The 18,981-nt window shown below is 42.4% G+C and carries 21 protein-coding genes and 1 pseudogene; 15 read left to right on the plus strand and 7 right to left on the minus strand.

The genetic code is table 11. The features are described from left to right. Positions 1–790: 790 nt before the first annotated feature. From B5F38_RS13470 to B5F38_RS13485, 4 genes and pseudogenes are all read left to right on the plus strand, one after another. Positions 791–977 (plus strand): annotated as a pseudogene (locus B5F38_RS13470) (transcriptional regulator); the annotation flags it as partial. A gap of 281 nt (positions 978–1,258) precedes the next feature. Beyond that, positions 1,259–1,774 (plus strand): hypothetical protein, encoded by a 516-nt coding sequence (locus B5F38_RS13475; RefSeq protein ID WP_206422499.1) that lies wholly within the window; start codon positions 1,259–1,261, stop codon positions 1,772–1,774. A 233-nt stretch (positions 1,775–2,007) separates the two neighbouring features. Further along, positions 2,008–3,408 carry an AAA family ATPase gene (locus B5F38_RS13480; protein ID WP_087409650.1) on the plus strand — a complete coding sequence of 467 codons (1,401 nt, stop codon included), beginning with the start codon at positions 2,008–2,010 and terminating at the stop codon, positions 3,406–3,408. A 4-nt stretch (positions 3,409–3,412) separates the two neighbouring features. Beyond that, positions 3,413–4,078 carry a DUF4276 family protein gene (locus B5F38_RS13485; protein WP_158096884.1) on the plus strand — a complete coding sequence of 222 codons (666 nt, stop codon included), beginning with the start codon at positions 3,413–3,415 and terminating at the stop codon, positions 4,076–4,078. Between the two features lie 24 nt (positions 4,079–4,102). Here B5F38_RS13485 and B5F38_RS13490 read toward each other — a convergent pair whose 3' ends face one another. Continuing rightward, positions 4,103–4,471 carry a helix-turn-helix domain-containing protein gene (locus B5F38_RS13490; RefSeq protein WP_087409652.1) on the minus strand — a complete coding sequence of 123 codons (369 nt, stop codon included), beginning with the start codon at positions 4,469–4,471 and terminating at the stop codon, positions 4,103–4,105. Between the two features lie 181 nt (positions 4,472–4,652). Here B5F38_RS13490 and B5F38_RS13495 point away from each other — a divergent pair, with 181 nt between their 5' ends. Beyond that, complete coding sequence (locus B5F38_RS13495; RefSeq protein ID WP_143240991.1) at positions 4,653–5,423, plus strand: hypothetical protein; 771 nt, start codon at positions 4,653–4,655, stop codon at positions 5,421–5,423. A gap of 26 nt (positions 5,424–5,449) precedes the next feature. Here the strand turns inward: B5F38_RS13495 and B5F38_RS13500 are convergent, their stop codons facing one another. Further along, positions 5,450–6,214: a mobilization protein gene (locus B5F38_RS13500; protein ID WP_087409654.1), complete on the minus strand. Its 765-nt coding sequence runs from the start codon at positions 6,212–6,214 to the stop codon at positions 5,450–5,452. Between the two features lie 466 nt (positions 6,215–6,680). On the opposite strand from B5F38_RS13500, the gene B5F38_RS13505 reads away from it, so the two are divergent. The 8 genes from B5F38_RS13505 (at position 6,681) to B5F38_RS13540 (ending at position 13,770) form a co-directional block, all read left to right on the plus strand. Beyond that, positions 6,681–7,511 (plus strand): DUF4121 family protein, encoded by an 831-nt coding sequence (locus B5F38_RS13505; protein ID WP_087409655.1) that lies wholly within the window; start codon positions 6,681–6,683, stop codon positions 7,509–7,511. A 12-nt stretch (positions 7,512–7,523) separates the two neighbouring features. Then, positions 7,524–7,688 (plus strand): hypothetical protein, encoded by a 165-nt coding sequence (locus tag B5F38_RS14350; RefSeq protein ID WP_158096885.1) that lies wholly within the window; start codon positions 7,524–7,526, stop codon positions 7,686–7,688. 300 nt (positions 7,689–7,988) lie between these two features. Beyond that, positions 7,989–8,480 carry a hypothetical protein gene (locus B5F38_RS13515; protein ID WP_087409656.1) on the plus strand — a complete coding sequence of 164 codons (492 nt, stop codon included), beginning with the start codon at positions 7,989–7,991 and terminating at the stop codon, positions 8,478–8,480. A 12-nt stretch (positions 8,481–8,492) separates the two neighbouring features. Beyond that, positions 8,493–8,804, plus strand: coding sequence for a hypothetical protein (locus tag B5F38_RS13520; protein WP_087409657.1), 312 nt, complete (start codon positions 8,493–8,495; stop codon positions 8,802–8,804). 68 nt (positions 8,805–8,872) lie between these two features. Then, a complete protein-coding gene (locus B5F38_RS13525; RefSeq protein WP_087409658.1) occupies positions 8,873–9,805 on the plus strand; it encodes a hypothetical protein in 933 nt (310 codons plus the stop codon). A 37-nt stretch (positions 9,806–9,842) separates the two neighbouring features. Continuing rightward, positions 9,843–10,424, plus strand: coding sequence for a hypothetical protein (locus tag B5F38_RS13530; protein WP_025279431.1), 582 nt, complete (start codon positions 9,843–9,845; stop codon positions 10,422–10,424). Positions 10,425–10,449: 25 nt separating this feature from the next. After that, positions 10,450–11,076 (plus strand): hypothetical protein, encoded by a 627-nt coding sequence (locus B5F38_RS13535; protein WP_087409665.1) that lies wholly within the window; start codon positions 10,450–10,452, stop codon positions 11,074–11,076. 261 nt (positions 11,077–11,337) lie between these two features. Next, positions 11,338–13,770, plus strand: coding sequence for a hypothetical protein (locus tag B5F38_RS13540; protein ID WP_087409659.1), 2,433 nt, complete (start codon positions 11,338–11,340; stop codon positions 13,768–13,770). A 425-nt stretch (positions 13,771–14,195) separates the two neighbouring features. Here the strand turns inward: B5F38_RS13540 and B5F38_RS14540 are convergent, their stop codons facing one another. Continuing rightward, entirely contained in the window at positions 14,196–14,456 is a 261-nt protein-coding gene (locus tag B5F38_RS14540) for a phospholipase D-like domain-containing protein (RefSeq protein WP_241147872.1), read from the minus strand. Between the two features lie 439 nt (positions 14,457–14,895). Here B5F38_RS14540 and B5F38_RS13550 point away from each other — a divergent pair, with 439 nt between their 5' ends. Further along, a complete protein-coding gene (locus B5F38_RS13550) occupies positions 14,896–15,186 on the plus strand; it encodes a DUF4120 family protein (RefSeq protein ID WP_087409660.1) in 291 nt (96 codons plus the stop codon). Positions 15,187–15,232: 46 nt separating this feature from the next. Next, positions 15,233–16,156, plus strand: a complete 924-nt coding sequence (locus B5F38_RS13555; RefSeq protein WP_087409661.1) for a DUF932 domain-containing protein — start codon at positions 15,233–15,235, stop codon at positions 16,154–16,156. 190 nt (positions 16,157–16,346) lie between these two features. Here the strand turns inward: B5F38_RS13555 and B5F38_RS13560 are convergent, their stop codons facing one another. The 4 genes from B5F38_RS13560 to B5F38_RS13575 form a co-directional block, all read right to left on the minus strand. After that, entirely contained in the window at positions 16,347–16,922 is a 576-nt protein-coding gene (locus B5F38_RS13560; RefSeq protein ID WP_206422500.1) for a hypothetical protein, read from the minus strand. 224 nt (positions 16,923–17,146) lie between these two features. Further along, positions 17,147–17,659, minus strand: coding sequence for a glycoside hydrolase (locus tag B5F38_RS13565; protein WP_087409662.1), 513 nt, complete (start codon positions 17,657–17,659; stop codon positions 17,147–17,149). After that, a complete protein-coding gene (locus B5F38_RS13570) occupies positions 17,650–18,153 on the minus strand; it encodes a DUF3872 domain-containing protein (RefSeq protein WP_255376544.1) in 504 nt (167 codons plus the stop codon). Before B5F38_RS13570 ends, B5F38_RS13565 begins: the two co-directional genes overlap by 10 nt. Before the next feature lie 46 nt (positions 18,154–18,199). Continuing rightward, positions 18,200–18,981: toprim domain-containing protein (locus B5F38_RS13575; RefSeq protein ID WP_087409666.1), on the minus strand; the 782-nt coding region annotated here is incomplete at its 5' end.

Here is an 18,981-nt window from a genome sequence, read left to right on the forward strand (position 1 = left end):
TCTAGGGCAATTGGAGGTATTCTTTTTATCTTTAGCTAAGATACAAATTTTATATTACATTGGCAATCAATTTATTATAAAGTTTTATTCTTTTTACGACAGTCCCTAATATAGAGTAAAAGTTCCCATATATCACTTACACAAGCTTTTTCAACCTTCAATAAGTAATCTATTGAAATTTTTCTGTCGAATATAGGAAAGCCATATCGAGCCTTAATCTGTTTCATTAGTATTATGTATGTTTGTGGTTTATAAAGATAATAATTATTGTTGATACTATTGTATGATGTCTATAAAAGTTTTTACAATATTATATTTATGATAATTTTTCTAAAATCGAGATGCTTATATATTTTAAGCTAAATCTCAATATATATTAGTAAAATACCAACCAAAATCATATAATATATTTCAATCATAGTACCTAATGATGTGCCTAAGCAGATTGCAAGGTGCAAAGCACGAGAACTAGATCTGAATTTATCCCATGAGAAATAGCCGTAGGAGTTGGTCTTAAGTTCGCTACTTTACCACTGCTTTGAGCAAATTGGCGAATAAGGGATTGCTTCAAGTTGAATTTGCTTTGATTATTTTATGTTCTATTTACACAGCGGTTGTAAGGTATAGTGAACGAATAAATGTTACTCACAAACAAGAAAAGGGAAAAATAGCGGTAGGGAGATGGAAGGAATATTCCTAGAATTATAGCATCTATAGAATTTTATTTCTGTAATACATCGTAAAATAAAGTAAAATTACTATATTTACATATTATATGATAGGTTAAGCTATGACAAAAAGTACAATGGGTACCAAGTTGCCAAGAAAATTGGAGCAAAAGATGCAAATATTGGGTGTGCAGATTAAGATTGGGTAGATTGTGTCGAAATCTTGGTATTGCGCAGGTTGCTGACCGGGCAACTTGTTCACCTCTTACGGTTTCACATATCGAGAAAGATGTACCAATCGTTTACGTCATGATGTAAGGATATATAATTGGATTTCTGAGGAGGAGAATAAACAAAAGGCATGTTTTCGCACATATATGCATGGGGAATATGTCATGTTTGCAATCTAAGCTATTCGCTAGGATTGCCATACATTAAATGGCATGGATAAAAGTATAAATCAATAAATTGAAGCTATGTCTTGCCGTTAGTTCGAATTTTGCTATCTTTGTTTGTTTTCTTAGGATAATTTGCAGATGGACAGATATTCTATAACGCCCCAAGAGGATTGTAAAGTACGTCTATTACTTATGCCCGAAGTCTTTAATGAGAAAAAGGTTGACTGGGCGAAATTGAGAGCGACATTGGGAGAGAATATAAATTTTTCCAAAGAGCGTTATGAACTGAATGTGGGTGGCAAAAGCGATGCTTTTCGAGTGATTCAGCAGCGATTGTCGGCTACATTTCTTCCTTGCCGGGAAGAATCTGTCTATTCCTATAATATGCAGAATATCTTTATTGAGGGAGAAAATATGGAGGTGTTGAAGACTTTTCAAAAGAGTTATGTCAACAAAATAAAGATGATTTATATCGATTTTCCTTTCAATACTAATAATAATTTGTTCATCTACTTCGATAAATTCACTGAAACCAAAGAAGAATATATGTACTGTGCCTGCATAAAAATCAGTATGGGAATTAAGGCAGAACAGCCTAATAACAGGGTCGGTTCGATTTCGAGGGCAAAGAGTTTGGAAGGAGGCCGGACTTGGGATTCGAGTGTTCAACCTTGCAGAAGAGAGCAATTTCTTCCAACAGAAGTGTAATATCAAGGGTTCAGATAGGAAGAATGGAAAGCTTATTGATTTCCTTGATCCATTGCAAAGAATATGGCTGTTGAATGGTTTACGAATCGCTGCTGAAAATTGGCAAAAATATGAATTCCAAAGGGTTATTATACTTGGTAATTTGCTCGAGGGTAACAATCAGTTGAACCCTAATACTGCTCTACAAATGCGAGATGGTGGATAGAATTTAAGACGATATAAATTAAATTATTATGATTACCTATATTAAGATAGATGGATTTAAATCATTTCAGAATTTCGAAATGGATTTTACCCCTTTCACTGTTATTGCAGGCTCAAATGCAGCAGGAAAAAGCAATCTTTTTGATGTTTTTCATTTGTTAGCAGCATTGGCTGATACAGATAAGATTCAACGTGCATTTAGAAAACAACGTGGTGACTTATTAGAACTTTTCACCCAATATGATGACCATTCTGTTGCAAAAGAAATGTCTTTTGCAGTTGAAATGTTAGTTAATCCTACTGTCACCGACACATGGGGAGCAACAGCTACATTGCGATATACCAGGCTTCGTTATGAATTGACACTACGCCGGTTCACCAACAGTGTTGGGATGGAGGATATTGAAGTCATACATGAATATTTGGATACTATAAAACATAATAAGGACAAATGGATTAAGATTATCCCGTCAAAGTATGCTGAAATATGGCGGCCCAAAGTAGTTACAGGTAAACGCCAAATACCGTATATGTATACAGAAGAACATAATGGAATTAATTCTATCATAGTCCCTCAAGATGGATCGCAAGGGAAAAAACGGATATATCCATTGAATAATACCACTAGAACAGTTCTAAGTAGCGTTGATTCTGTAGACTTCAAGCATATACTTGCGGCAAGAGAAGAAATGAAAAGTTGGCGTTTCTTACAATTAAACCCGGAAGATCTTCGCCTTCCAACAAGTAAAACAAGAGGAGAAGATACTATTAGTGCTACTGGAGAAAACCTTGCCGCAGCATTGTTTCGTATCAAGCAAGAGGATAACTACAACATGAAAGAGATATCACGTAGATTACATTCATTTCTCCCAAATTTTATTGATGTGGATGTAATTGATGATGTTGAGAATAAACAGTATGTAATTATTCTACATGATGTAGATAGAAAAGAATATTCTTCCCGAGTATTGTCAGAAGGCACATTGCGTATATTAGCATTGTGTATTTTATATATGGATAATAAACATAAAGGATTATTATGTTTTGAGGAACCAGAAAATGGAATACATCCTTTTAGAATTAAGATGATGGCAAATTTGCTGAAAGATTTATCCACAGATTTTCGTGATTCCGATATGCCACTGCGCCAAGTTATTGTTAATACACACTCTATAGTTTTTGTATCTGCGATATACCAATGGCTTTCATCTCCGTTTGTTTCTATTGATTTTGCTCGGATGGTTGTCAGAATATGTTCTATTGATGGGGATAAAAAAAAGTTATTAGCAACTAAAATTATTCCTGTACCCAAAGAAAATCCTTTGCAAACAAAAATTACATTTTCTGAACAGGAGTCAAAATCGACTTTGCAAATGATGAATGAATTTATGCTGTCTGATGATAATGAATTTATTAAGAATGAGTGTTGAGGCTATGACTGTACAAATTTTTATTGGATTGGCTACTGAGGGATCTACTGACATTCGGTTCTTTGAGAGTATAGTACGCCGTACATTTCAGGAGATTGCATTGAAAGAGTGTAGGCCAGATATAGATATCGATATACGCAGACTTAATACTAAAAAAACAGGTTTGTCATTTGTTGAATATGTAAAGCAGGCATCGTATGACGGAGTTAAAGATTTTGGTATGATGGTATTGGCAATTCATACCGATGCGGACAGGGAAGCGTATGATGTAAGGAGAATGTACAATATTAATCCAGCACAAGAGGAATTGAATAAACAAGGTGATGATTATTGTAAAATATTGACTCCTGTGATACCTGTAAGAATGATGGAAGCGTGGATGTTGGCAGATAAGGAATTATTGAAATCTGAAATCGGAACAACAAAATCAGATAACGATTTAAAGATTAATAGGAATCCTGAATCAATTGCTAATCCAAAGGAGGTAATTGAAGAGGCTATCAGAATTGCACAATCTGATTTTCCCAAACGGCGTCAGCGTTTAACCATCTCAGATTTATATGCAATTATAGGTGATAAAATAAGTTTAGATAGACTATTGTTACTAAATTCATATCAGAGATTTCAAGAGGAAGTCCGTAATACGTATCGGATATTAAACTATATGTAATTGCTGTTGACCTAGAAGGGTCGGTCAAAAATTATAACCACCTTTAGGTTTGCGCTTTGCTCCATGTACTATCTCGGCAGCTTGTTGCTGGAGTGACATAGGCTGTACTTGCTTGCGCCCGGATTCAATCCATTGCAGCAGTTCGTCTTCATAGAAATAAAGTTTCTTGCCTCGTTTGTAAGCGGGAATCAATCCTTTACGGGCAAGTGTGTAGATGGTGGGCTTTGCCTTTCGCGTGATTTTACAGGCTTCGTCAATTTCGATAAAACGATGCTTGTCGGAAGTGGTCTGTGGCTGCATGGCTGCCACCATTTGCCGGATTTGCTCCATCTGTTCCGTGAGATAAGCCACAGCCTGCGGCAGCTTATCAAAAGTGATTTGTTCGTTTGCCATACGTAATCGTCTTGAATTGTTCGATGGCAAAGGAAATTGGTGTTTTGATGGTGGAAAACATCACCGGAATATAACTGTGAGATAACTTTTGGTAGTAGTTTGTAGTGATTACAAGAAATTTAGCTACTTTTGAAATTGGGAAAAACAATAGTTATTGATACTATAATTATTTGTGACGAAGATGGACCATCAAATAGAAAGTAATACCATTTATGAATCTGAAGTCGCTCTTTTTGAAAATCTTAGGCAAACATATCCAGAAGACACAAGGGACAAGATTGTAGATGATGGCTTGTGTTGGGCTGCTATAAGCAAAAAAATGCCAGATAAATCAAACCGGAATTGGCCTGAATGTCTTTGGACTGAATCGAAACGTCGTGTTCTGTTCTTTCTTAAAGAACCAAATAGAAATGATGGCGAAGATTATAAGGATTGGGATTGGTCGGAAGGCTCAGAGACATTTGGTAATGTTCTAGCGTACTGGCTTGAAGGTCTTATGATAACTCGTGCTGACTATTGCCCTAAATATACAGACATATCTTCAAGAAAGGATATTTTCAAAAAATATCCACTTGCTATTGTGAATGCTAAGAAAATTGCTGGTGGAAGTTCTGCTAATTGGAATGCTATATGGGAATATGCAGAGCGAGACAAATCGTTTTTGTTTTGCCAAATTAGGGAGATTTTAAAACCAAATATCATCGTTTGTGGTGGAAGTAATGATGCTGAAAATTATTCTCGAAGAGTCCTTAGTATTGCTTTAGATTGCATTTTTCAAGATATCAAGGAAGGTTTCAGAAAAATCAATAATTGGTGCTATTATAACTCGGGAGAAGAGATTTTGTTAATTGATTCATATCATCCTTCTCTGATTATGAATGAACGAGAAAAAATCGAAGGTTTAATCAACGGCTTTCACGATTTTATCTTGAAAACGAATTATAAATACTAATCAATGGAGAATGCCCAATAGTATTGCTACGATGCAATTTTTTTATCAAGTTTTATTTTGCACTCTGATTCCGTATGTGACATTTTACGCTCAATAGTTGAGATCTCCAAGTCACAGAGGGTATGGGCAAAGATTCGTTTGATAAATGTGGCAGTGTGAACACGCTTTTTATTGAAGGCTTTGCCGATATTCCACCCAAAGTGCATAATATCAATGCTTTTAAGTTGTTCGTCAACTTTTACAGGCGATATCTTTTGTAAGGTGTCGCCTGCGTTATATTCAGTAATGTATTCGCACAGCCGGGTAAGATCTTCCTCACTCATGTAGGCCGCCATGGTTTGCTTCGTATAGTTGAGGACTTTTTCCAATCTGATTTGAGTAGCTCGGTTCTTGTCTGCAATAGCATGGGTTCGCAGGGCTTCGTATTCTGATGAGGCAGAGATTGTTTCTTCAACGGTAGGAACTGGTTTAATGACGTCTGGTGTAGTCCGGTTTGAATCTTCGATTGTGAGGGTTTCAGGAACAGAATTGAGGTTATCGTTCATCTTCTGAAAAGCAGGGCAACGAAGCAGAAACGCTTTTATGCGAGGCGACAGTAACTGGTCGAAGGTTATCTGCAAACTGGCATAGAGCGCTGTCAAGACGATGACTGTTACAAAAAATGCGATAGTACTACTGAAGTCGTCAAGACCTTTGGATAAAGCAAACAGACGGACTAAAATACCGATAACAAGAACGACTCCAACTACCAGGGAGTAGAGCGCTATATATTCTACATTTTTCTGATTCATAGTGATATATGCTTATGGTTTGTGCGCAAATATAAATCGTTTCATGGATACATGGCTCCGAATCGAAGTGAGTGGCAGTATGTGCCCTCAAAATGTAGCTTTTGTCTCTGCCGGTGTAAGAAGAAAAGACTTGATAGAGTAGGATAGGGTCCCAATTATTTTATAGTACTAGTCCCTTCTCGGGTTTCTCTGTATGGGAGTATGGTTTAAGAGATAGGTCGGGAGTATACTCCCGAAGGAGAAGTGATACCGCAACCGAGTCCTCATAACCACAGGCAAAGGTAATTCGTGTTCTTCTCGTACAAGCAAGGCCAAGCCCTTCGGGTTCGTGGAAAAATCATCCTCGCCCCGGAGGGCTTGCGGTATTTTTTCCCGAAGCCTTGCCTGTACGGAACACGACCTTTTTAAGCCTGTAGTTATGGGAACTCCGGCCCCTGTAAGCCGGACTAACAAAAAATCAAATGTCATGTTACAGAAAGCGAAGAAGAAGTACACGGTGGAAACACTCAAGCCATTGAATGTGCTGTACGATCACGAACACGGGCTGACACAACAGGACGTGGATATGGCCAACAGCTATGTGGAACTGATAGAGAGGACACGCTCTGAAAAGAGTCCGCAGGTCGGGGACAGACTCATCTATGTGGACCGATACGGAAGGTATTACGGCAACGCCCTCATCGAAAAACGGGAGGAAACGAGCGGGCTGATTTCCATCTGCGAAGAGCCCTACATTCCCTTTGTCTGGGAAGAATATGACGGTATAGGGCTGAGCGTCAGCGGAGGGGCCTTCCACCATATTGACCCCAGGCAGTTGACCTTCGTCAGATGGACGGAAGGCGCATTCAAGGATTGGGGAAATTGCGGGGCGTGTGCCAACGGTGCCGTCGCATTCACGGCAAGAGTCCCGTTGTGGTCCTATTCCGAACCTGACCCGCTCTATGGCGATTTCACCACGGAGATATGGAGACAGTACTATCTGACCAAGGATACAAGTCCGGACGCACGCAACTTGTACCAGGGCTTCAACAAGGCTTTCAGGACGGAAGAGGAGTTCCAGCAGTTCCTGAAAGATTATGAAGGGACCGTGTTCAAGGGTAACTGGGAAAACCATATCGTACTCTGGTGTTTCCGCCATGAAAACCGGTTCCTGCCGCAGAATGAGTGGAACAAGATAGACGCTCCGGCCGTGGAACGGCGTCTCAACTTCCATCCCGAGCAGGTGAAACTGGTCAAGGATATGGACAGTCACATCACCTACTGTTACCGCATCAAACCCGAAAATAACAATCTCTAAAATAATACAGTTATGCAGCCAACCGCAGCAACAACCGCAGGCAGCCATACCTACCTGCTCACAGGAATCCTGAACGTACAAGTGAATAACGAGGACAAGATTACAGAACAGGACCGGCAGTATTGCCAGCTCCAGCATGACCAGCTTTACAAGACGCTTGACCGGGTTAACCGGTGATACGCCATTGCTCGTTCGCACGCAAGACAGCGAAGGCAAGATACACATCAGCTGGGGAAGCCAGCGAATAACCGAATGAACATGACCTGTATGGAGCCCGGAAGTTCCATTCCCACCGACAAAGGTAGTCCGCGTCCCACTCGGCTGAGCAAGGTCATGCCGCAGGCGGTTTTCGGGAAAATCATCCTCGCCGGTGGCTGCGGTATTTCCCCGAAAAACCCAGCACAGCCTGGACACGGCACCTTTGGGGAGTCGGAGGAATGGAACCCCCGGGCTCCACATACATAAGAGAAAAAGAATATGGATCTGAACAATGCAGAGGTTGCCGTGACCACACAGCATCTCATGGAGATAAAGGATTACAGGGACTACTGGTTGCACCTGTCCGACTACAGCGATATGGGCGAGTTCCTGTGCGCCTGTTCCGACCTGTTTCCCGGGGAAAAGGAACCGGAATATCGGTATTCCAGATGGGAGAACATCCCGGACACGCTGATCAGCCGTGAATGGTTCTGTCCCAACTTCTTCGAGATCAGGGACGCTCTTGAAAGGCTCGAAGAGGAAGAAACGGAGTTTTTCATAAACTGGAGCAGGCATTACGGCTATGACATCACCACGGATGACCCGCACATGATGGTATCACATTACCACGACCTGTACGGGGATACCGTCACGGAAGCGGAAGAAGACGCGGACACAGGAGAAGACGCCCTGATATGCACGGGTGTATCGAGCTGCTACTGCGACACGCTTCCCTTCCGGTACGAAATATTTGATGACAACTACGACTAAAAGACAAAAGATATGGAAATCAACTTCAAAGGACCTGTAATGCCCATCGACCCGTATTCGCAGCTGGCATTCGTAGAGATACTGAACATCATTCTGACGGCAGGACACATCGTGGACGTGAACCGCTCCCTCATAAGCAGGAACGTCAATCCGCAGTTCGGCTCGCTGTCAGGCTATTTCAGATGGTCGTTTGCTGGAGACCGCTTCACGCTCTGGCAACGCACGGACTACAATTCAACGCTGTGTTTCAACCACAGGATACTCGATCTGCCTTTCGGTGTTCTGGCGGCGAAAGGCAACGAGAAAGAGATAGAAACAAACTGAAAGAGAGACAACAGAAAAATAAACACATGTACGGGAAACGGAATCCTGCCGTACACAGGTAACGGAATATGGGAGAACAGAAAAAACTGACCATGGAATTCGTGAAATCGCTTATGGACAAGTCCTACACACTGGTGTGGGTGGGTTACAACGACAACTTCGACAACTGCCATGACACCATTCAGAAGTGTCTGGAAGAAAGAAGTTGTGAAAGTCTGTGGGAGAAAGTGGACGAGTGGTACGATGACGCGGAATGGGAAGCAGTCCATGAAATCATCTCAAAGCTGAAGGATGAATGCACCGACTCTCACGACTTTGAGGAAGAGAAGGTGGAAGAGTTCTTCGAGGAACATGAGGAAGAAATCAGGGAGGAAATCTACAATCGAAACGATACAGACATCTTGAAGGAACTGATTAAGAACACGGATGACATTCCCGTGCGTGTCGAGATGCTCTCCAACTACGACTGCATCAATTCCAACTGGCTGGAATCGCAGGAAGGCTACCGGTACAAGGAGTCCTATTTCGGGGACATGGTCGATGCCCTGAATCTCAATCCTGCCAAGGTGAAGAAAGTTTTGGTGGAGAATGGTTACACGGTGTACGGTCGTTTCCCCGACAAAAAATACAGGGACGGCAAGGAACAGGTATCCTACGAACAATTCTACCAGGAACTCATTAACTCCTGTTGTGGTGCCAACCTGCTGACCTATATCGGCAAGGTAAGCCTGAAAGCGCTTTATGATGCCGGATTCTCGCTTGGGGAAGTCATTATCCCCAAAGGCAACTGCTGCGGCATCTTCAGCTCCATGTACGGTGGCGGAAGTCTCCTGGAGATGGTGCTTAAAAAGGACGTCAGGCTGAAACTCGAAGTCAGGGACTATCACGGATTCCGCTTCCGGCTTGACAGCGAGAGGTCAGAATATGAATGTTCCATCAAGCGAGTGTATGGGGTATGCGACTCCTTCTTCGGTGAAAGGATAGCTCTTGTCGCTTCATAAACAATTCATTTATACAACAATCAAAATTATAAGCATTATGGAAAAGTACGAAGTAAGAGTAAGGTACGCCTTCGAGGGTACCTACCAGGTCGTGGCAGAAGACCGCGACGAGGCGAAAAGAATGGTAACGGAAGAGTGCGGTCTGGTATTGGGTGGCAATATCCACACGACCCGCGGAGATAATGAGGTGACGAACTGGAATTTCGGTTCTCACCCCGACGTGCAGATTCTGTCTGTCAAGGAACAGGATAGGGGAGGCCGGGCCACATACACGGCCATGTGTTTCTACGACAGGATTGAAGAACTGCGGAAGGACATCATCGAAGCCATCAGACAACTGCTGTATGCGCACGGTATGACAGAAATCACATTCAGAGACAACGATGACGATCCGGTATGGGTCATCTGGTTCGACAAGCATGCCGACCCGTATGAGTGCTGGGTGACGGGTCTTGAAATTACAGACGATGGTCTGATTGTACTGGCAACAATAAAGGACAGCTTGGAAGAGGTAGCCTGTTACAGTCCCTTCGAGCTCGGAGCCAGCAACATCGACTGGCTGAACGGAATGTACGAGGCCGCCAGGCTTCAACTCGAAAATACAAATGGAAACTCTTAAAACGAAAGACAATATGGCAACAGAAATAAATAATCAAATGGAAAATGCAGTGTCTAGCTTCTTCTACTACATATGGAACACCTGGAGCGAGGACGAGTGTAAAGTCGTGTACGGGGAGATGTACCGTCACTTTTGGGGAAAATGGAGCCAGATGACGGACAAGGGTATATTCGGGGCTGCTGAACGGTTCTATGCGGAGCTGACGGACCATTACCGGGAAAAGCTGGTGGAACGGGCCGTCAGCCTCTATGACGGCAAGGCCAGACGCAAACTCCCTGACGATTCGAAAATCTTGGTATGCAGTGAATGCGGTTCTACGCAGATTGAGATACAGGCATGGGTAGATGTCAATACGAACGAATATCACAGCGATGTGGACGATGACATCTGGTGCCTGCTATGCAAGGATAACGTGGGGACCTGTACCAAACACGACTACATGGAGATGATGCAGGAGTGGTGGAGATCCAACAATACCGACAAACTCGAATACTTGACCGGACTCAAGGCGTCCGATTTCTCATCGGGCAATTCCGGACAGACATTCACCGAAGCCGCTGATGAATGGTGGAACAGCAAAAGCTATGACGAGAAGCGGAACATATACCTGGCAAACAACCAAAAGCAACGGCATGAAACGGAGCATTATTGATCCAATCTGCAACTCATGCAGTTGAGGTAAGAATGAAATGTTTTATTCCATCGAGCGGAAATTTAATATCTACAATTATGACAAACAGGGAAATCATCAGGGTACTGAAACGCTGCGGCATATAAATTATATAAAAAATCCTATGAATTTATGTATACAAAAATTGAGAAAGCAGCCTGATATTCAAAATATTCATCATCCCAAATTACTAGATGGAGATTTTTTAATATATTTGCAATTATGAATCAACTTTGAAGCTTTATGATTGAATGGAGTACGGTCGCTGACGACATTTTAAGATATACTAGGAGTGTCTTCAACGAGGATGGGCAGACAATTACTGATTCCGAACTTAAAGATGCACTTAACATCCTGTATCATGTTATATATGAACCATGTGGCGTTTTTGGACTTAATGGTTTTTCTCATGACCTTGAAGATGCATTGAATAAGGCTATTTTCACCGAGATTGGAGAAATTAACCCTCTTAGAAATTTATCAATCCTTTTTGATTCGTTTGTCAAACGCATACATGTATTTGAGAATAATCCAATCCCCGATCAAAAAGGTACGTTTATCAATGTAATATCTCATTTTGGCTTGACACAGTTCTCTGACTTAAGAAACTATAATACGCAGGGGCAAAGTTGGCGTGGTGATGGAACGGGTAGATATATTCTGTATAAAGCTGTTATCCCACGTAATGAGAATGTACATCTCGCACCAGATTGGGATAAGGCTGATGTTGCCCAGCATTTGAAGTATGTGCTTGCAGCTTACCTATTCATTGTTCATATTCGTAAGCTCCAAATTCTTGCCGTTCATCCGAATTTCTTGCAGGATCCTTCAATCAACAACCGGAAAACGCTAACAGATGACGATTTAGCTGCATATGATTTTCTGAAGTTCAGCCGTGCATCAGGTGAGTTGAAACGGGATATGATACGTTGCTTTGTGCTTCGACTTCTGGCCAAGGTCGGACCTATTGAGGAGGCGTCAATTAAGGCTCAGGTTGACGATTTCGTCGGTAAGACCACATTAGACGCTCATACTTATTGTCTAAACGGGTTATCTAGAAGTGGCAAAATACAGATTATCAAAGAGAATCCTAAAACTTATAGTCTTACATCGGAGGAACAACAGAGATTAACAGATTATGCAAACGACTGTAGCCATAATAAAATGCAGTTCATGAAGGATGTTCAGACGATTCTCAACGGCACTACACTTGCTACTAAAACAGACGAAGTATTAAAGGAATTCAAGAATTTAGTGACACAAAGACTAAAGAGCGCAGCAATTGTTGTAGATAATGTTGGCCTTCAGTATAACGAAAATGAGAGTGAGAACTCTTTTTTGGAATTCATTAATACAGATATAAAAGACATCGAGAAAAGCAAGAAAATTTACAAAGATATAATTGCTGTATGTGATTCAAATGACATAATATACCGACTATGTGCTGGTTCATTCATGTCTTCGCTCGCATCAACTACCGAGTATAACGGTAATTTCCCGATGCTTCGGCGCGACGTCTTTTTAGATACACAGGTCATCTTGATTATACTTTGTGTAGCTTTCTCTGATTTTGAGCCAGGAAGGTTATACGATTACAAAATTGCACGTGATCTAATTTCGATTGCAAAGAATGATAAGAATGGCCTTTCGTTTAAGTTCGCGAATACTTATATTACGGAAGTAAAGGGTCATTTGGCGCAGGCGCTTCAACTCATGGAAATTGCTGATGCGGAAACTCGCAAATTTACATTGCATACAACTAATGTCTTTTATAATCATTTTGCGGACCTTAAAGAGTCAGACAAACTCCCAGATGATGTTACAACATTCAAAGATTATCTTTATGTGTTGTTCAATCTTGAAGATCAGGATGCTGAGGATGATTACAGAAGCTTCTTAGACTACTCTTTGGCAGATCAAATTGAATATATATTGAAAGAAGCTAATATTGAATTGTTCACACTACCTTTGTATGATTATGAGGGGACAAAAAAATCAGAAACAGCATTCAATAGTGTTCTTAAAAACAATGAAAAATCGTATGCAACATTAGAACATGATGTCAGAATGGGTCAGTACCTTTTTGATTGGCAAAGTAAGCCTAAATTGTTCTTTATAAGCCGTGACCATTCTTTTGATCTTTATCGCAAGAAATATGCAGAACTTTATTGTCGTTCCACTCCGTATTTCTGGCAATTGTTCACCCCGGTGAATTTTGTTAACTCGGTCGATTTACTTGAGATGAAATTTGAAATACAGGGGCTCTCCGAGGACCTTCTTCTGCTTGTAGACCGTGATGGTGGCAAAGATAACGCTAAATATTTTGCCGATGTCAACATAAAATTAACAAACCTACCTGGAATTACACCGGCCGAGAGAAGAAAGCGACAGAAGTTGAACTTCGAATTATTTACAAACAAGAACTATAATGATATAGAGGAGGATAACTTAAGTTATGCTGACATGATTGCCGGCAAATTGAATAGGACATGGGATAGCTTATACAAACATCTGTGTGAGACGTGTCCTGACAGTCTAGAAAAGGCATTTGCTCCACTTTTGAATGATGATATTTATATGTCTGTTGTAAAAAATCTTAAGGTCTATGTGGAGAGTTGCGAGAACGACTTGAATACATTGCTCAAGACAATTGATGGTATTATTAACGAGGGTTAGGATATCGTAGATATTAATTGAAATATCCAACCAGTAGAGTGACGTTTCCTCTACTGGTTGTACCCCAAAAAACAAGTTTCCCATTCACAATCAGAATCAGGATCGATTCATTGAGCAATATCTTCCATAAATGGGAGATGGAGATATTCCAATGAAATTTTGTATCTTTGCGAAACAGAACTGAGGTTGTTTATGGATGCTTATTTTCGGGTTTGCACTATATTTGCAACATGTTCACGCAAGTCGCTCATACAGAGATGCCGTTGATTTTTGGGGAGTCAATATATTGTTGGACGTAGGAATATTGAAATATTCTTTAAGTACCCTGATATACATAAGATTAAGATAAGGAGAGTAAATCTTATTGTACCATATATGGGTCATCACCTTATTATTCCATTTATCCAAATTACCTTTGCTTACAATCACGACAGAATTATCTCCCAACTCATTGAAGAGTTTTTTCCTTCCTTGTAGTCTTGTTTGTCATTGAATTGGGCATTAAGCTCCAACCGACCTTTCAATCTTTGATAAGAAAGATTACTGGAACCTGTGATTATAATACCGGGTAGTTTGCCTCCTTCATTCACTAAATTGTTATAAGTCAACAAGTACATTTTTGAATGGCATGGATCGAGTGTTTTACGAATTTCAAGTGATTCCTCTAAAATTTTCCCATGGAACATTTTGAACTGTTCCAATTGATAATATCGGATAAGAACATTTCTTTATTGGTTATAAAACTGCTACTCATATCACCACTCGTTTTGCTTATATTGATAACGAATTAGTCTTCTCTTTCTCGACAAGAATCAACTTCCTTACAACCATATTTAGAATCTCGGCAGTATGAAATAGCGTCTCCCAATCAGGTTGTTTTATTCTATTGAATCTCCCCTTGTATATTTTATTTTCCTCCCTGCAAAGGTAGTCCCGTGTCCAACGTACCCGGACAAGGTCAGGCCCCTATGGGGTTGGCTGAAAGAAAATCATCCTCGCCGGTGGCTGCGGTATTTTCTTTCGCCAAACCTTGCGGGTACGGTCACGGGACAGTCAGGCAGGTGAAAAATAAAAAATACCGGCTCCCGGAGCCGGACGTGTTTAACAGATAAAATACAATGAGTCATGAAAATCCTGAATGAAGAACATTTCCAGAATGTAAAGCGTTACGCAGAATCCATCGGTGACACATCACTCCAGAACTGTCTGGACAGACTGAAAAAATGGGAGGAGAATCCAGACCATCCAAGCGAAATCTCGCTCTATTATGACCATGCCCCGTACTCGTTCGGCTTCACGCAACGCTATCCCGACGGAAGCATCGGCATCGTAGGCGGGCTGCTCTATCACGGCATACCGGACCGCTCTTTCGCCGTAATGCTGCAACCGTTCCACGGATGGCAGATACATACCTGAAAAATGACAGACAAATCATAGTATTAACTTTATAAAATTCAAGATTATGGAAGCATTGGCAGTATTGGAAAAACAGCAGCAGTTTGATTTTCAGAACAACGGAATCGAAGTAATGAACCTTGAAACTCTCCAGCGTACCTACAAGGAGAATGATATCTATGGCAAGCCTGTCCAGGGCATCTATCACTATCAGGTCCTGCAACGTATGATGGACATTTGCGAGAAGTATAATCTCGATTACGAGGTGGAGGAAATCTTCGCCGCCCAGAACAGGAACAAGACACAACCGGGGGTGAGCATTCTCCCGCAAGTGGAACAGACACATGGTGAAAAGGCAGTGGAAGCGCACATCCTCCGACGCATCTTCGCGACCATCCGGATCAAGGACTGGGAAACGGACGAGCTGACGACTACGCTGGTCGTCGCCTACCATCAGGACGGCATACAAGCGGCCATAGGCCCGTGCGTGAAGATATGCCATAACCAGTGTATCCTATCACCGGAAAGGAGCATCTGCAACTATGGAAAAAACAAGGTGACAACGGAAGGGGTATTCGAAACGGTGGACGGTTGGCTGGCCAATTTCGAAGTGAACATGAACGAGGACATTGCAAGGATTCAGAGGCTGAAACGCAGAATCGTCTCCCTGGAGGAGGTGTACATGTATATCGGGCTGCTGACAGCATTGCGTGTCTCCCATGACAGTTCGGACAGAACCCTGTCATCCTCCGTGGAAACCTACCCGCTGAACCAGAGCCAGATTTCCATCTTCACGGAAGAGGTGTTGAAACTGGCCCGCGAAAAAGGACAGATCACCGCTTGGGACTTATATAACGTAGCGACTGAGATATATAAGCCGGGCAGAACGGATTTTCCGGCCCTGATTCCGCAGAACGGAGCCATGGCGGAACTCCTGCTTTCCCGTCTGCCCGCAGAGGTGGAAATACAGGATGCGGTTCTGGTAAGTTAATCTCGATATTGATAACTATTTGGGGAAATGTAATTAGGGGAGACTCCGACGGCAATACTCCGTCAGGGTCTCCCTTTTATTGTATTCTTAAACAGAAGCCTATATTCTTCAACGGCCCGCCCAGAGGGAACAATGCGCTTCATACGCTAAATGTCAGTAAAAATAAATTAAGTTACAGGAACTTACTAACTTATCTCTCAAAGCCCACTATGATGGCACAAGCATCATTATAATCCAAAGAGTTTATAATTGAATCCTGCTCAACCTGTCCCAAGCGGTTGTAAAAAAGGGTGTCTATTTCCCAGCCTTTGTTTTTGAACAGAGCATCCAAAGAATCTTTCTTCTCTTTTAACAGACTTCTGTATAGTGACTTCATATCATAATTTTTATTTGTCGCTATTTGGAATGTACCACTTTCCAATCTCATATTTATACGAGGCGCGGTAATTACGGAATCATTGAATACAAATCCCATTCGCTTGTCTACCAGCTGTTCTGTCGAATCGGACCACGCTTGCAATTTATGTTTACTTACATTCCCTATTATCACGCTTTTCCCCAAATAATCTTCGTCCAACCTCAAATCAGTAAATTCTTTTACCGTAATGATAGGAGTGGAAGCGATACTGTCTGTTTGTCCGTCTATAATGCGATACCAGCCGTTTTCACGATGATGGTCCGTGCCTTGATGACCATCTCCATGACAACTTGTGGCAAAGAAAGTGATCAGCAGAAGAAGTCCAAATGCGTGTGTATTCATGTTCATATTACGTTTTCTTTTGTTTATCGCAAATATACGGATTATGTCCTATTTAGGTATAAGCAAAGGGATATATAATTTATTCCGTTAATCTTTGCTCAAACCATCTACAAATCTGTAATATGCCAATCCTCAGCCTTGCTCACTAACTACAACAATAAAGAAGAACAGTAAGAATATAAAAAGGGAGAACCCGACGGCAATACACCGAAAGATTCTCCCTTTTTCTTTTACTCTTCAAAGAGCAGCATATATTCCACCTTCCTTCTCCGATCGATGCTCGGCACTACTTTGCCTTTGTAGCACCGGAAGGAGATGTACTCTTTATAGATATTTCGATCTCCGGCTTCCAGTTTTTTGACAAGTGTGCTCTTGGGTATCTTCTTGCTGCCTAAAAGTCTGTACGGACCCACATTATAGGCAAGCGTGGCCAGCAGCAGAGAATCCTTTCCGAACTGCCGGAACATGGCGCAGAACTTGCGCAAGTCCTTCCTGAGAAGTTCATCGGCCTGTTGCCTTGTCATGGTATGGGCAGAATACTTTTCCCCGGGTTGCAGGCAATGACCCCAACCTACATAGGGGTGATGCCGGGAAGAATGCCAGCCTTCGAACCGCTTGATACACTCGACGGCAAGGTCGAACTTGTCCTGTTCTCTTTTCCCTGAATTTTCCGCTTGTAACGGTATGTTCCCGAGGCAGGAGGTGGCGAAAAACGCGGCAAACAAACTTGTCCTTATTCCCATAGGCGAATCGGATCTATTAAAGGATACCACTTGCCACCGATAGTAACCACGGTGTCCTCATCTCCCGTCTCGTTGTTGAAATTGAAGGTCAACTGGAAAAGCTGTGCCGGCTCGCTGTTGTCTTCAAAATAGATGTCGATGCTCTGCTGGTCTTCACACTCGGAGGTGTAATAAAGGCGGAACACCTCCCGGTCCAGGGGATAGCGGTCGTTGGGCAGCAGCACCATTCCGTCATCCATGCGCAACTTGCCTTCGCCGTCCGGCTGGAAATAGCGAATGGTATAGCGGGCGTCGGAGAACCGCCCTTCCCGTTTCAGTTCGCAGCGTATTTCCACGGTCTCACCTTTCACGATGCGTGTGGGTACGGGCATCGTCTCCACCGTGAAGGGATAGGATTGCTGCATGTCAAGGTCATCGCTGCACGAGGTCAGCATACCAAAGGTCAGGCCCATCAAGGCGCATACAAGGGCAAACAGCCCTTTTCTATTATACATAATCGGTTTCATATTCATTTCTTGTTTTTGTGGGTTGTAAAAAATATTACTGTTCAAGTGGGAAATTGCTTCCCAGATATTCATTCAGATCTTTGTAACCGGCATACAGGTCGGAACAGTCGTCAATCCTGTCACCGTAGCGTTTCCGCAGGTCGGCCAGTGTCCTTTTCCCGGTATCGTCATTGTCCAGATAGCACCGGATTTTCCCGTAATGGTCCAGATAGGGGAACGAGCGTTCAAGTAGGGCCACCGAATTGAGGACCAGATAATCCTCATCTCGGCTGATGCCGAGTACTTTCCATGAAAGGAAGTCGATGAAGCCCTCAAACAGGTTGCAGGTAAGCGAGCCGTTGCGGATGAGGGAAATGTCCTTGGGCGGCAAACACCATTTCATGAACCTGGTCCGGAGCTCATAACCTCCACTCATATTCCTGAAGCCGACGGCAAAATACCGCTTGCCGTACAGCCGGAACCGTACTTCCTCGCACTCTGCACGGGCAATTTCGGCAGGAATGCCGCGTCCCTTCAGATAACCGAGTAGGACATTGCAGTACAAGGGACTCCGTACCACTTCCTCAAAGCGGGAGGCCTCTTTCCGCTTTTCTGCCCTGACACCGCCATTTCCCTTTTTCTGTCCGGCATATTCAGGTATTGTGCCTCCATATACTCCGGCGATAAACCTTGCCTGAGCCATGAAGCCGTCACTTCCTGAAAGTTCTCCCGCAAGGGTGAAGATGTCGCCTCCATGCCCGGTGCCGAAGTCATGCCATACGCCCTTACGGGTGTTCACATGGAACGAAGGTGTCCTTTCCTCACGGCACGGGGAGA

It is taken from the genome of Barnesiella sp. An22, from assembly GCF_002159975.1.
Lineage (GTDB): Bacteria > Bacteroidota > Bacteroidia > Bacteroidales > Barnesiellaceae > Barnesiella > Barnesiella merdigallinarum.